Origin of the sequence: Corynebacterium lactis RW2-5 (assembly GCF_001274895.1) — a bacterium.
Classification (GTDB): domain Bacteria; phylum Actinomycetota; class Actinomycetes; order Mycobacteriales; family Mycobacteriaceae; genus Corynebacterium; species Corynebacterium lactis.
The window spans coordinates 822031-836452 of sequence record NZ_CP006841.1 but is presented as its reverse complement, the minus strand read 5'-3'; the positions used below and the strand labels follow the sequence as shown (position 1 = coordinate 836452).

Annotated in this window: 10 protein-coding genes; 1 reads left to right on the top strand and 9 read right to left on the bottom strand. The window is 60.3% G+C overall.

Annotated elements, in window-relative coordinates; translation table 11 throughout:
* Positions 1-25: 25 nt before the first annotated feature.
* The 7 genes from rplU to CLAC_RS03580 all read right to left on the bottom strand — a co-directional run bounded on the left by rplU (position 26) and on the right by CLAC_RS03580 (position 11266).
* The gene (rplU, locus tag CLAC_RS03610; protein WP_053411734.1) at positions 26-334 is read right to left on the bottom strand and encodes a 50S ribosomal protein L21; all 309 of its coding nucleotides are present in this window, start codon (positions 332-334) and stop codon (positions 26-28) included.
* 261 nt (positions 335-595) lie between these two features.
* Positions 596-4354: a translation initiation factor IF-2 N-terminal domain-containing protein gene (locus CLAC_RS03605; RefSeq protein WP_053411733.1), complete on the bottom strand. Its 3759-nt coding sequence runs from the start codon at positions 4352-4354 to the stop codon at positions 596-598.
* 415 nt (positions 4355-4769) lie between these two features.
* Entirely contained in the window at positions 4770-5180 is a 411-nt protein-coding gene (gene ndk, locus CLAC_RS03600; RefSeq protein WP_053413244.1) for a nucleoside-diphosphate kinase, read from the bottom strand.
* A gap of 13 nt (positions 5181-5193) precedes the next feature.
* On the bottom strand, positions 5194-5703 hold the full coding sequence (locus CLAC_RS03595) for a DUF4233 domain-containing protein (protein ID WP_053411732.1): 510 nt from the start codon (positions 5701-5703) through the stop codon (positions 5194-5196).
* Positions 5700-7220 (bottom strand): bifunctional tetrahydrofolate synthase/dihydrofolate synthase, encoded by a 1521-nt coding sequence (gene folC, locus CLAC_RS03590; RefSeq protein ID WP_053413243.1) that lies wholly within the window; start codon positions 7218-7220, stop codon positions 5700-5702. Before folC ends, CLAC_RS03595 begins: the two co-directional genes overlap by 4 nt.
* A 158-nt stretch (positions 7221-7378) precedes the next feature.
* Complete coding sequence (locus CLAC_RS03585; protein WP_053411731.1) at positions 7379-10114, bottom strand: valine--tRNA ligase; 2736 nt, start codon at positions 10112-10114, stop codon at positions 7379-7381.
* Between the two features lie 168 nt (positions 10115-10282).
* Positions 10283-11266 carry a malate dehydrogenase gene (locus CLAC_RS03580; RefSeq protein ID WP_053411730.1) on the bottom strand — a complete coding sequence of 328 codons (984 nt, stop codon included), beginning with the start codon at positions 11264-11266 and terminating at the stop codon, positions 10283-10285.
* Positions 11267-11496: 230 nt separating this feature from the next.
* On the opposite strand from CLAC_RS03580, the gene CLAC_RS03575 reads away from it, so the two are divergent.
* A complete protein-coding gene (locus tag CLAC_RS03575; protein WP_053411729.1) occupies positions 11497-12282 on the top strand; it encodes a TetR/AcrR family transcriptional regulator in 786 nt (261 codons plus the stop codon).
* 134 nt (positions 12283-12416) lie between these two features.
* On the opposite strand, the gene clpX is transcribed toward CLAC_RS03575, so the two are convergent.
* Together clpX and CLAC_RS03565 are read right to left on the bottom strand one after the other, a co-directional pair.
* Positions 12417-13679: an ATP-dependent Clp protease ATP-binding subunit ClpX gene (clpX, locus tag CLAC_RS03570; protein ID WP_053411728.1), complete on the bottom strand. Its 1263-nt coding sequence runs from the start codon at positions 13677-13679 to the stop codon at positions 12417-12419.
* A gap of 109 nt (positions 13680-13788) precedes the next feature.
* Positions 13789-14418 carry an ATP-dependent Clp protease proteolytic subunit gene (locus CLAC_RS03565; protein ID WP_053413242.1) on the bottom strand — a complete coding sequence of 210 codons (630 nt, stop codon included), beginning with the start codon at positions 14416-14418 and terminating at the stop codon, positions 13789-13791.
* Between the last annotated feature and the right edge of the window lie 4 nt (positions 14419-14422).

The window sequence follows — 14422 nt, the reverse complement described above, 5'->3', positions numbered from 1 at the left end:
AGCTAAAAAGTTTGATTTCGGCGGATTACTTGGAGACGCCGGTGATCTTCAGAACAGTCAGCTGCTGGCGGTGGCCGAAGCGACGCTTGTAGCCGGTCTTGTTCTTGTAGTGCATGCCACGGATCTTCGGGCCCTTAGCGGCCTCAACGATCTCGGCGTTAACGGTAACCTTGGCAAGCTTGTCGGCATCCGCAGTTACATCTGCGCCATCGACGAGCAGAACCGGGGTGAGAGCCACGGAAGAACCCGGCTCACCCTCGATCTTCTCGACCTTGACGAGGTCACCTTCGGCAACCTTGTACTGCTTGCCGCCGGTCTTGACGATCGCGTACATAGGAGGGCTACCCCTTATCTAAGAAACTCGACTCAAGGGATTCACTAACCCCTTGACTGGACAATGGATTTGCGATTAGCGGCGTGCTTCGCACTCACGGTTGCGGGCATAGCCAGATACGCCTACTAATCAGCGACTGGTCAAGAGTAGCGAAAAACGCCCCTAAATTACAAACTGCCCGAATGCCGATCTCGTCCGAAAGGGCGAAAACGATGCATTCGAGCAGTTCACGGGAGATTTACGCCTCTCCCCCGGTTTGTTCTAGCGCGAGGTTTTGCGCACCGCCCTGCGGGTTCGACCGCCGCGCCGACGAGAAGAGGTGGCCTCGCTTTCCGACGCCTTTTCCACCGCCTCCAGATCAGTCCTACGCTGCTTGTTTCCCGGCTTGGACTCCGGGCTATCCGCATTGGACTGCCCGCGTGTGGCCTTGCGGGCAGGAGAAGTTCTGACCGCCCTACGACGACGGCGATGGCTGAAACCGGCCCTCTCCTCTACGCCAACAGTCTGTTCCTCGCTTGGCTCCCGCTCTTCAGCGGCCTTCCGGTTATTCTGCTGAGACTGCTTAGCCGAAGAAACCGGGGAGTCGAAGTCCTCCTTGCGAGGAGCGCGGTCCGATCGCGAGTTACCCCGAGTCGGACGACGCCGACGCGGCGAGCGCTCGAACTCCTCTACCGCCTCCTCATAGGACTTGGCGGGCTCAGTCTTTCCAGATTTTCCGGCCTTTTCGGACTTTACAGGTTCCGCATTGTCCACTGCGTGGTCGACTACGGTGTCCTTGCCGGACTCGAGCTGGTCGACCTCGCTCCTGCGCGAGACCCGACGAGCTCGCCTAGACCTGCGCCGACCGCCGCCGGCGGACTCATCGCCGCGAAGCGCTTCAGCCGCGCGCTCCTCGCTGCCAGCCTGCTTACGACGACGCTCGCGACGCGGCTGGAATTCCGCATCCTCCGATTCCTGTGCTGCGGCATCGACCGCAACGTGCTCCGCAACCCGACGGCGCGTGGCCCGACGGTGCTGCCGCGGACGATGCGCCACGTAGCGATCATCCGAGGGCTCCTCCGGGTCCTTGTCCCGAGCCTCTGCAACTGCTGCCGCAGCGACAGCGGCGAGATCGTCACCGGCATCGTAATCGGCGTCGACGCCGGAGGCCTCGTTGCGCTTGGCGCGCTTGTCCTCAACGCGCTCCTCGTCACGACGGCCACGGCCACGCCCACGGCGGGGCCTCCGCCGCGGAGGCTTCGGCTCTTCCTTCTCGGAGGAGACAACGACTGCCTCTACAGCTGCAGCTACTCGTTCCTCGGAGGAAGCCTGCTCCGCTGCTGCCTTTTCCTGCAATGCGCGAGTCTCAGCAACGGAGTCGTCGGAAAGCGAAGAGTTCTTCTTCGAAGCCTTGCCCTTCGCGCTCTCGCTCGCCTCAGCGTGCTCCTCGCTGTCGTGGGCGCGGTGCATCGCCAGAGCCGCCGGGTGCTGTCCCGGCGCGTGCTCGCCCGACTTTCCACGGCGCTTCTTGCCCTCGCCTCGGCGCTGGGAACCGTTTTGATCGTGCTCAACCGGGTCGATGTGGATGACCAGGCCTCGACCATTGCAGCAGGAACACGGGGTGGAGAAGGTCTCCAGCAGGCCCGTGCCCAGGCGCTTACGGGTCATCTGGACCAAGCCAAGCGAGGTAACTTCGGAGACCTCATGGCGCGACCGGTCGCGGCCAAGTGCCTCCTTGAGGCGGCGCAGGACCAGATCCTGGTTTTCAGGCAGAACCATGTCAATGAAGTCGACGACAATCATGCCGCCGAGGTCGCGCAGGCGCATCTGGCGCACGATTTCCTCGGCAGCCTCCAGGTTGTTCTTGGTGACCGTCTCCTCGAGGTTGCCACCCGAGCCCGTGAACTTGCCGGTGTTGACGTCAATTACGGTCATCGCCTCGGTGCGGTCGATGACTAGGGTGCCGCCCGACGGCAGCCATACCTTACGATCGAGCGCCTTCGCGAGCTGCTCATCGATACGGAAGTGCTCGAACACATCAGCTCCACCGTGCTCCTTGGCAAAGTAGCGCTGCAGGCGCGACTCAAGCTCAGGGGCGAGGTCTCCGATGTAATCGGTAACCGTGTTCCACGGCCGGTCGCCTTCCACGACGAGACGGGTGAAGTCCTCGTTGAAAACGTCGCGGACAACCTTGACCAGCATATCCGGCTCTTCGTAGAGCGTAATCGGCTTGGCTCCACGCTTGGCCTTGGCTTTCTCAGCACCGTCGAAGATGTCCTGCCACTGCTTCTCCAGTCGCTGGATGTCGGCTTCGATAGCCTCCTTCGACACGCCCTCCGCTGCGGTACGGATGATGGTGCCTGATCCCTCTGGGGTGACGTCCGCCAGAATCTCCTTCAGACGCTTGCGCTCCGGCTCCGGCAACTTGCGGGAAATACCCGCGCTGCGTCCACCGGGGACGTAGACCAGGAATCGCCCGGCCATGGAGATGTGAGTGGTCAGACGGGCTCCCTTGTGCCCAATCGGATCCTTGGTGACCTGCACCAGGATCTGGTCGCCCGCCTTCAGCGCGTGCTCAATCTTGCGCGAGCGGGACTTTACACCCATCAGCTTCCAGTTTAGGTCGCCGACGTAAATCACGCCGTTGCGGTCGGTTCCAATATCGACGAACGCAGCCTCCATGCTTGGCAGCACGTTCTGCACTCGACCGAGGTAGATGTTGCCGATCTGGGTCGTCTGAGTGTCGGAGGTGACGAAGTGCTCGACCAGCAGGTCGTCCTCCAGAACACCGACCTCAGTCACGATTCCAGCGTGATCGTGGCGACCGCGCTCGCGCACCACCATAGTCCGCTCGACCGACTCACGGCGGGCAAGGAATTCCGCCTCCGAGATGACGTGGCGTTTACGGGACTCCTCCCGACGCTCGTTGCGGCGGCGACGCTGGGCCTCCAACCTCGTCGAACCCTTGATTGCCTGGGGCTCGTCGACCTGCTCCGGCTCCTCGGCCGGCGCTTCACTAGCATCCTGCGACGCGCGCGAGGCTTCCTCGCTACCAGTCTCATCGCGACGACGCCCACGACCGCGACGGCGACGGCGAGGGCGCGGCTGGCGCTCATCAAGACGATCGCGGTCGGTGTCGTTACGGTCGCTACCGCTTTCGCTTGCCGAGGGCTCCTGCCCCTTAACGTCATCGTCATCCTGTGCCGACGCACTTACCGGCGCAGCCTGCGGTGCCAGGAAAATCGGCGCATATGTCGCCTGCTCGTCGGAGGACTTCTTCGGCTCGGGCGTCATCGGAGGCTCAACGTCGTGGAGCTCGTTGACCTTCTCCGGCCGGAACTCAACAATTTCTACCTTCTCATTACCAGATGAGGAACGACGAGCACGTCGGCGGCGCGAACGCGCGGGTGCCTTCTCACTGCGCTCTTGAGCGCGCTGCTGGCTGGGCTCTTCGCTGCGTTTCGCCTCGGATTCGGCTTCCGACACCGCGGCTTCCACCGGCGCATCTGTATTGCGCTCTTCCTTCTGCTGCTCCTGGCTATCCTTGCTCACCTGCGCGTTGTCAGAATCCTTCTTCGCAGAACGCTTGGCAGCGCGCTTTGCAGTCTTCTTAGCCGCCGCCTTCTTCTCCGTCTTCTTAGAAGCCTTCTTCTTGGCGGCCTTCTTGGCGGGCTTGCTGTCTGCGTCCGTCTCCTCAGCGGCCGAGGACTCGGCGTGCTTGTCGGACTCATCGGCCTTTGGAGCATTCTTCGGCTCCGCATCGGTGACGGCCTTGGCATCGTCGGCAAGCAGGGCGGAGGGGCTCTCCGTGGGCTTGTCCGCGGTATCTGTGATGAACTTCAGGACCGCCTCGAGCTGGTTCTGGTTGACGGTGGACGATGCCGACTTAACGACAATCCCCGCGTGCCCCAGAGCCTCGATGGTCTCCTTGGAGGTCAGGCCCAGGCTTTTAGCGAGGACGTGTACTCGGGTTTTTGCGGCTGCAGAGGACGGATCGAAGTCGCGGGCTTTCGCCACAACATCCTGGCTGTAATCTGCCACTTTATTGATTTCTCCTTGACGCTCCGCCACGAGCGCACGCCAAAATAGCGGTTTGTTACAGGCCGAGTTAACGCCTAAACCGCAGCCTTCGACGCGAGCTTCGCGGAGCAACGATGTGACACCGGCAGTAAAACGCCGATGGATGAACAGTTATAAAGTCTTTTGCGCACGCACGGAGCGGGTTCAGCGATCTCAGTAGCGAAGTTGGGAATACTCCGCCACTGGAGCGAACTCACACGTGTTGCTTCTCCATTGTCGCACAGAAAACCCCAGCGATGGGGCAGGTGCCACCCCACCCAGTTTTAGCGGCTGCTGGCGAGTTAGCATCACTGCCCCGAAAATGGCACGAAAAAGCCGCCCCGGCAATCAACAAAGGATTGCCAAGGCGGCCGGTGAGCTCAACAGCTCGCGCTACTTACAGGTTCGGGAACCAGATGCCGATCTCACGCTCAGCAGACTCCGGCGAGTCCGAGCCGTGGACAACATTGTTAGCAACTTCGAGAGCGAAGTCACCGCGGATGGAACCCGGCGTAGCAGCTTCAACCGGGTTGGTGCCACCGGCGAGCTGACGCCAAGCGGCAATCGCGTTCGGCCCCTCGATAACACCGGCAACCAGCGGAGCGGAGGTGATGAAATCAACCAGCTCACCGAAGAACGGCTTATCGACGTGCTCGGCGTAGTGCTCCTTCGCGGTGGCCTCATCAGCCACGCGCAGGTCCATTGCGACCAGCTTCAGGCCCTTGCGCTCAATACGAGAGATGACCTCGCCGACTAGACCTCGTGCGACACCGTCCGGCTTAATCAGAATCAGAGTACGTTCAGTCATGGTCAGCATCTTACTACGTATGCTGCGTAGTCAGCAGCCCTCGCTCCATGCGCTGGATCAGGTTCTTACGCAGGTGCAAAATGTACATCCACACCACCGCAAAAAATACGCCGACAAAGCCCATCGACACGTGCGTAAACACTGCGAGAATACCAAAAACCTGGAGCACAATATTCGCCGCCAGCGCCCACCTGCGCTTCTGTAGGAAAGCCATCACGAAAAGCGCGATGCCAAGAATGCTGATGTAGGTAATCGAGAACGTCTCGTTGAGCTGGCCACCCGCAACTCGCGTTACGACGGTCAAACCGAGCAGGACTGAAATCGACTGCATGACCAAGGTGCCGGCCATGACTCCTCGTAGGCCCTTCAGCGGGTCCTTGGCGGGGGCGTGACCGGCGCCTAGCGGCCCGTACTGGCCGCCGGCAGTGAGGTCCTTGCCTTCACGGTATGCGCGGAGATCCTCCCGATCCTGCGCAGCAAACTCGCGATCCCCGCCGCCGCTAGCTGACTGTGCATCACTCATTGCGGATCCTTTCCAAATAGAGTTCGGGCCTCGCCCGCGGTTACTACCGAACCGGTAACAATCACGCCGGAACCGGACACAATGCCGTCGCCGGAGTCAGTTTCCTCCGCCAGGGCAACCGCCAGCTCAACTGCCGACGGCAGCGTCTCGATACGGTGTACCCTCTCCTCGCCGTAGATTTCCTCAGCGAGGTCCGCCAGGTCGTCGTAATGCAGAGCCCGGGGCGAAGAGTTCTGAGTGATGACCACTTCTTCGAAGTACGGCTCGAGCTCCGTCAGGAGACCGCGCGCGTCCTTCTCCCCCAGCACCGACAGCACGCCGATGACGCGACGGAAATCGAACTCGGCGCTTAGGGCCTCGCGCAGTGCGCGCGCACCGTGAGGGTTGTGTGCGGCGTCGATAAACACCGTAGGAGTCGAGCGGACGCGCTCCAGGCGCCCCGGGGAGATCGCTGTTGCGAAGCCCTCGCGGACGGCATCGATATTGAGCGGACGTCCAGGGCCGGCCCCAAAGAAGGCCTCGACCGCGGCCAACGCAGTAGCCGCGTTGCGGGCCTGGTGCTGGCCATGCAGCGGCAGGTGAATGTCGTCGTACTCGCCTGCAAGACCTTTCAGCGTCAAATTCTGGCCGCCAACGGCCAACTGCTGGCTGAGGACACCGTACTCTGCCCCCGCCCTGGCAACCGAAGCGTCCATCTCCACGGCGCGCTTCATGAGCACTTCCATGGCCTCAGGGTCCTGCTCACCGACGATGGCGACGTTGTCCGGCGGGGTCAGGAGGTCATCCTTATTCCAACGCGACTTAATAATTCCGGCCTTCTCACCTGCGATTTCAGTGAGGGTGTCGCCCAGGTACTCCGTGTGATCGAGGCCAATCGGAGTGATGACGGCGACATCGGCCTCCGCAACGTTCGTGGCATCCCACGTTCCGCCCATGCCGACTTCGACTACAGCGACATCGACCGGAGCATCGGCGAAAGCGGCGTACGCCATCGCAGTGAGCACCTCGAACTTGCTCATTTGCGGGCCGCCCTTCTCCGCCGACTTCGCATCGACCAACTCAACGTAGGGCTGAATCTCGCGCCAGATGCGGACATAGTCCCGCGGATGAATCGGCACACCGTCGATTGCAATCCGCTCGGTGACCATCTGCAGATGCGGACTTGTGGTTCGACCTGTGCGGCGTCCCAGAGCACGCACCAGCGACTCAATCATGCGGACCGTCGAAGTTTTACCGTTGGTACCGGCAACGTGGATAACAGGGGTTGCCCGCTCCGGGTGCCCCAGAATATCCATAAGCAGCTCGATGCGTTCGAGCGAAGGATCAATCTTCGTCTCCGGCCAGCGACGATCCAGCTCCGCCTCGACCTCGGCCAGCTCCCGTAATTCATCGGGGCTGACGTGCAGAGGTGCTGGCTCATTGACCGGGCGATCAACATCGACGGGGAGGCTAAGCCCCTCTTCGGAAACCGAGACCTCTCCCAAACGCATATCGTCCGGCATCGGCTCGTCGTCCATGAATCCGGCTAGCTCACGCGGCTCCAGATCCTCGACGATTTGGGTGTCGGCCGGGTCGAAATCGAACTCATCGGACTCCGCAGGAGCGCCGGACGAAACTACGACATCCTCCGACTCTTCGTCTCCGAAATGGATGTTGATCTCATCGCGCGGGTCAATCATGCCTGCGGAAGTCCCTCCAGACGAGCCTTGATGCGCTCGATTTCCTCCAGGGCGACCTGGTGGCGAGCCTTAATCTTCTCCACGACGTGCTCCGGAGCCTTGCCCAAGAACGCCTCGTTACTCAGCTTCTTGTTGGTCCCCTCGAGCTCCTTCTCCGCCTTAGCCAGGTCCTTCTCAAGGCGCTTGCGCTCCGCCGTAACATCGACTGTGCCGGAGGTATCCAACTCCACCACGACGGTCGCCTGCGATAGGCGAACCTCGATCGAGGCCGTGGCGTTGAAGCCATCCGCGGGGACCGCAGCACGGGCCAGGGAACGAATGATGCCCTCCTGGTCAGCCAGGTCAGCTGCAGCAATATCCATACGAGCAGGAACGCGCTGCGACGGCTTCACGCCCTGGTCGTTGCGGAATCGACGAAGCTCGGTCACCAGTTTCTGGGCGTCCTCGATACGACGGGCCGCGACCTCATCAACAGCTGCGCCGTCGGTGGTCATGGAGGAATCCGGCCACTGCGAGACGACCAGGGACTCCGCGAAGCCCTCGGAGCCGTCGGTAAGCGCCTTCCACAGCGTCTCGGTGACAAACGGCATGGTCGGGTGCAGCAGGCGGAGCAGGGTGTCCAGCACGCGGCCGAGCACCAGGCGGGTCGACGCGGCGCGAGCGGCCTGCTCCTCGGTCATTTCCTCGCCCTCTTCCAGGCGCGGGAAGTCAACCTTGGACATCTCCAGGTACCAGTCACAGAACTCATCCCATGCGAAGTGGTAGAGAGCCTCGTTGGCCTTGGAAAACTCGTAGGCATCCAGGTTGGTATCAACTGCGGCGCGGACCTGCTCCAAGCGGTCCAGAATCCAGCGGTCGGTGTCCGTCAGGGACTCACGAGCCGGGAGTTCGCCGACCTGTGCGCCGTTCATCAGGGCGAAACGGGTCGCGTTGAACAGCTTCGTGGCGAAGTTACGGGAGCTCTGCGCGGCATCGTTGCCAACCGGCAGATCCGAGCCCGGGTTCGCGCCACGGGCCAAGGTAAAGCGGAGGGCGTCGGCTCCGTAGTCGCGTACCCAATCGAGCGGATCGATGCCGTTGCCCAGGGACTTCGACATCTTGCGCCCCTGCTCGTCGCGGACCAGGCCATGCAGGAAGACGTCCTTGAACGGAATCTGCGGGCGGCCATCGGCGCCCTCCCCCAGAGGAGAGTTTGGCAGCTTCGCGGCGAAGGTCGAAAACATCATCATGCGCGCGACCCAGAAGAAGAGAATGTCATAGCCGGTGACCAGCACGGACGTCGGGTAGAACTTCGCCAGCTCCTCGGTGGCTTCAGGCCAGCCCATTGTCGAGAAAGGCCACAGGGCCGAGGAGAACCAGGTATCCAGCACGTCCGGGTCCTGGCGCCAGCCCTCGCCGGTCGGAGCCTCATCATCCGGGCCGACGCAGACAATCTCGCCGTTCGGGCCGTACCAAATCGGGATTCGGTGGCCCCACCACAACTGACGGGAGATGCACCAGTCATGCATGTCGTCAACCCAGTCGAACCAGCGCGGCTCCTGCGATGCGGGATGGATTACGGTGTCGCCCGAGCGAATCGCGTCGCCGGACATCTTCGCCAATTCCTCTACTTTGACCCACCACTGCTCGCTCAGCAGAGGCTCAATCGGCTCACCGGAGCGCTCCGAGTGGCCCACCGAGTGCACGTACGGGCGAATCTCTTTAACAATGCGCCCCTGCTCACGCAGCGCCTCGGTCAGTGCGGTGCGCGCTTCGGCGCGATCCATGCCGTCGAAACGGGTACCGGTGTTGAAGATATGCCCGGTGGTGTCAATAACCTCCGGCATATCCAGGTTGTGGCGCTGACCCATCGCGAAGTCATTCGGGTCGTGTGCCGGGGTGATCTTTACCGCGCCAGTACCGAACTCGCGGTCGACGTAATCATCCGCAATAACCTGAATCTTCAAATCCTGACGGAACGGGTGATCGAGGACCTTGCCGACGAGATGGGTGTAGCGCTCATCCTCCGGGTGCACGGCAATAGCGACGTCACCCAGCATCGTCTCCACACGAGTGGTAGCGACAACTAGGGAATCCTCCCCGTCTCCGTAGCGGAAGGAGACCAATTCACCATCGACGTCCTCGTACTTGACCTCAATATCCGAGATGGCCGTCTGCAGCACCGGAGACCAGTTGACCATTCGCTTCGCGCGGTAAATCAGGCCCTGGTCAAAGAGCTCCTTAAAGATGGTTTGAACAGCGCGCGAAAGCCCCTCGTCCAGCGTGAAACGCTCGCGCGACCAATCGAGGGAGTCACCGATCTGACGCATCTGATTGCCGATGCGACCGCCGTACTCCTTCTTCCATTCCCAGACCTTCTCCACGAATTCCTCGCGGCCGTAATCGAAGCGGTCCTTGCCTTCGGTCTCCTTGAGCATTGCCTCGACCTTGGTCTGCGTCGCAATACCCGCGTGATCCATACCCGGCAGCCATAGGACCTCATAGCCCTGCATGCGCTTACGGCGCACCAGCGAGTCCATCAACGTGTGGTCGAGAGCGTGGCCCATATGCAGCTGCCCCGTTACATTCGGCGGCGGCAGCACAATAGAGTAAGCCGGCTTATCGCTCGACGGATCGGCCTTGAAATAGCCGGCATCCACCCAGCTCTGGTAGAGATCTGCCTCTACCTCAGCCGGGTTCCACGACTTGGGCAACTTATCTGCTTTGTTCTGGTCCACGTTGTTCTCAGTCACGCGCTACATCTTAGCGCCTCGGCCGGACCGAACTTCGCACGGCTTTCCGACGGTGCCATCGGCCATCATCGAATTGGCAAATTCAGCAACGCAAAATAAGGGGCGTATCCCGGCCACGAAAGCCGAAATACGCCCCTTAACTTTTAGAAGGCAGTGAGAGATGCCAGATTAACCGAGCAGGTCCTTCACAGCATCGCGCTCTTCACGCAGTGCGACGACGTTGCGCTCGATGCCCGCGCGCTGCTCGTCAGAGAGGTCGAGGCCCTCGACGCGGACCCACTCGCCGTTTTCTGCGCGGCATGGAACACCGAAGACAAGCCCTTCATCGATGCCGTAGGAGCCGTCGGAAGGCAGTGCAACGGAGACCCAGTCGCCTTCCGGAGTACCCAGAACCCAGTCGCGCATGTGGTCACAGGCGGCAGCGGCGGCGGAAGCTGCGGAGGACGATCCGCGGACCTCGATGATCTCGGCGCCGCGCTTAGCGACGCGCGGGATGAACTCGTCGTTCAACCATGCGGCGTCGACCTTGTCAGATACCTTCTCGCCCGCAGCAGTTGCGTAGGTGACATCCGGGAACTGGTCAGCGGAGTGGTTACCCCAGACGATCATGTTCTTGATCTCGGTGGTCGGAACGCCGATCTTGGTGGACAGCTGCGACAGGGAGCGGTTGTGATCCAGGCGCATCATTGCGGTGAAGCGCTCTGCCGGAATGTCCTTGGCGTGGGAAGCGGCGATCAGGGTGTTGGTGTTCGCCGGGTTACCGACAACCAGAACCTTGATGTCATCCGCAGCATGATCGTTCAGCGCCTGCCCCTGTGGGCCGAAAATCTTGCCGTTGGCGCCGAGCAGAGCTGCACGCTCTTCACCCTTACCGCGCGGCTTTGCGCCAACCAGGAATGCAGCATTCGCACCGTCGAAGGCCTTGGCCGGGTCATCGGTGATGTTAATTCCGCGAAGAAGCGGGAATGCCGAGTCGAACAGCTCCATTGCGACGCCTTCGGTCGCATGCAGTGCCGGAGTGATTTCCAACAGATTCAACTCAACCGGGGTTTCCGGGCCGAAGACAGAACCGCTAGCGATGCGGAACAGCAGGGAGTAGGAGATCTGACCGGCTGCGCCGGTTACTGCGACCTTTACGGGAGTCTTGCTCACTACAAGCCTTTCTCGAGTGGAGAATCAATACAGTTTTCACTCTAACGTTCTGCCGGATATAGCGCAGACGGGGGCGATGCGGCAATCGCTCGGGCAAAACCCGATAGCATTAAGCCAGACCTAAAGCGGACGTACTTATTTCTTCCGCAATCAATAGCCAACATGGGTTTTTACCCCCATTAGGTAGCTAAAGTCACTGTTTCACCCAAACGACCAGGCAAAGGATTTTCATGAAGTCTCCAGGCTCCTCTGATGCAATCCCCCACGCAGTTTTGGTTGCGGCCCTCCAAGAATTCACCGCAAAGGGGTATGCGGATGCCCGCCTGGACACTATCGCGGCGTCGTCCGGTGTTTCCAAGCGCATGCTGCACTACCACTGCGGTGACAAGATGGGGCTCTACCGGGCTACATGGCAGCACGTCCTGGAAACCGTTCGCCCCAGCGATGAAGCAATGCGCACGCACTCTACTGTCCCGGTTGAAGCGCTGCAGCACGTCGTTGGCATAATCTACGACTGCTTCTCGGCGAACCCGTTGGCGGTCCGGTTCATTATCCAGGAGAACATCCACCCGGTGCTTCCACTGGAGGACACACAGGGCATCGGCGGCCAATCCCCTATTGTGCTTGAGTTTGACCGCATCCTGCTGCTCGGCCGTGATTATGGCGCTTTCCGCACCGATATCTCCGCGCTGGACTTGTACATCCTGGTCCTGTCGCTGGCTACTTTCCCGACGCTGCACCAGCGCACTTTCGAAAACCTCTACGGGATTGAGATGACATCGACGGTGCTGGCAGATAAGCTTCGCGAGTTTGCACAGGACACCGTTACTAGCTTGCTGACCTCTTCACCACGTAATGCCCCAGGCAGCTCCTACACTTCCTTGCTTGCGTCACACAACGTCAACGAATCCGCACTCGGTGCCGAAGTCTACGGTGACCAGCCCGATCCGGATACACACGACTTGACCTCCGATAACGCCCCGGACTATCGCGACATCTACGGGATGGACGACTAAGCAGTAGCACGTGCGGTAGCTTTCAAGTTGGCGTTTGCCGCAGCACTCAAGCACTAAAAATAAAGGTGGGCTCCCTAATGGGAACCCACCTTCTTTGTTTTGACGTCGCCAAAATCCGGCGAAATTAGCAAGCTCTAGGCCGACTTCTTATCGGAGCTGCGCTCAACCATTTCTGGCGCTGCACCTTCAGTTACACATTCCTTGTGCACAATTACTTCGGAGACATCATCGCGGTCCGGAACGTCAAACATCACCGGAACCAGAATCTCTTCCATAATTCCGCGCAGGCCACGAGCACCGGTGTTTCGGCTAATCGCCTTCGCGGCAATTGCCTTCAGAGCCTCGTCGTCCAAAGTGAGCGTTACGCCGTCCATTTCGAATAGACGTTGGTACTGGCGCACCAGGGAGTTCTTCGGCTCGGTCAGGACACGCACCAGGGCATCCTCATCCAGGTTCGTAACCGATGCAAGCACAGGCAGGCGACCGATAAACTCCGGAATCAGGCCAAAGCGAACTAGGTCTTCTGGCAGCACATCTCGGAACGGATCAGCCATCTCGGCATCGCCTACGGAGCGGACCTCAGCGCCGAAGCCGAGACCCTTCTTGCCGACGCGCTCCTGGACTACCTTCTCTAGGCCAGCAAAAGCGCCAGCCACGATGAAGAGGACGTTGGAGGTGTCGAACTGGATGAATTCCTGGTTCGGCAGTTTGCGACCACCCTGGGGAGGAACTGCGGCCACCGTGCCTTCCAAAATCTTCAGCAGAGCCTGCTGCACGCCTTCGCCCGAGACATCACGGGTAATCGAGGTGTTCTCGGACTTCCGCGAAATCTTATCGATCTCATCGACGTAAATAATTCCGCGCTGTGCCTTCTCCACGTCGAAGTCAGTAGCTTGGAGCAACTTCAGCAGGATGTTCTCCACATCTTCGCCGACGTATCCTGCCTCCGTCAGACTGGTTGCATCCGCAATAGCAAAGGGAACGTCCAGCTTACGAGCCAGCGTCTGGGCAAGGTAAGTTTTGCCGCAGCCGGTTGGGCCGAGCAGCAGAATATTAGACTTTTGCAGCTCCACCTCATCGCTTCCGCCCGTTTCACCGGCCCGAATGCGCTTGTAGTGGTTATAGACCGCCACCGCGAGCGTGCGCTTCGCGACATCCTGGCCGATGACGTACTCGTCCAGAAAATCCCGGATTTCCTTCGGGCGAGGCAGACGATCGTCGCCTGCAGCGGCCTCGGCTCCAGTGTTGAGCTCTTCTTCGATAATTTCGTTACAGAGCTCGATGCACTCATTACAGATGTAAACACCCGGCCCAGCGATGAGCTTCTTGACCTGCTTCTGGCTCTTCCCACAGAAAGAGCACTTCAGCAAATCTGCGCTTTCTTGCATACGTGCCATTAGGCTTCCGCGGCCGCCTTTCCGCTCTAGTGTTACAACTGCTCCGACCACCTTACCGTGAGTGCAGGCCCATCTGGACTACCCACGCTCACGCTCGGGCGCAAAACTTTTAAGCGTTGTGCTTACGGTATTCGAAGACCTGGTCAATGATTCCGTACTCAACAGCTTCCTTGGCAGTCAGGATCTTGTCACGGTCAGTATCCTTACGAATCTGCTCTGCCGTACGACCAGAGTGACGAGCCAGGGTCTCTTCCATAAGAGTACGCATACGCTCAATCTCAGCGGCCTGAATCTCGAGGTCAGAGACCTGTCCCTGAACACCTTGGGTTGCCGGCTGGTGGATTAGTACGCGTGCGTTCGGCAGCGCTGCGCGCTTACCAGGAGCGCCAGCTGCGAGCAGTACCGCAGCTGCAGAGGCAGCCTGGCCGAGGCACACCGTCTGCACGTCGGGGCGCACGTACTGCATCGTGTCGTAGATAGCCATCAGGGAGGTAAACGAACCACCCGGCGAGTTGATGTACATCGTGATGTCACGGTCCGGGTCCAGCCCTTCAAGGACCAGAAGCTGCGCCATGATGTCATTTGCGGCAGTATCGTCCACCTGCGAGCCAAGGAAGATAATGCGCTCTTCGAACAGCTTGTTGTAAGGATTCGATTCCTTTGCGCCGAAGCTCGAGTGCTCGACGAAGGAAGGCAGCACGTAGCGGGACTGTGGCATCTGCATCTTATTAATCTCCATATTC

Coding starts and splice junctions, on each gene's coding strand:
- rplU (WP_053411734.1), bottom strand. CDS start 334: ATGTACGCGATCGTCAAGACCGGCGGCAAGCAGTACAAGGTTGCCGAA.
- ndk (WP_053413244.1), bottom strand. CDS start 5,180: ATGACTGAACGTACTCTGATTCTGATTAAGCCGGACGGTGTCGCACGA.
- CLAC_RS03595 (WP_053411732.1), bottom strand. CDS start 5,703: ATGAGTGATGCACAGTCAGCTAGCGGCGGCGGGGATCGCGAGTTTGCT.
- folC (WP_053413243.1), bottom strand. CDS start 7,220: ATGGACGACGAGCCGATGCCGGACGATATGCGTTTGGGAGAGGTCTCG.
- CLAC_RS03575 (WP_053411729.1), top strand. CDS start 11,497: ATGAAGTCTCCAGGCTCCTCTGATGCAATCCCCCACGCAGTTTTGGTT.
- clpX (WP_053411728.1), bottom strand. CDS start 13,679: ATGGCACGTATGCAAGAAAGCGCAGATTTGCTGAAGTGCTCTTTCTGT.
- CLAC_RS03565 (WP_053413242.1), bottom strand. CDS start 14,418: ATGGAGATTAATAAGATGCAGATGCCACAGTCCCGCTACGTGCTGCCT.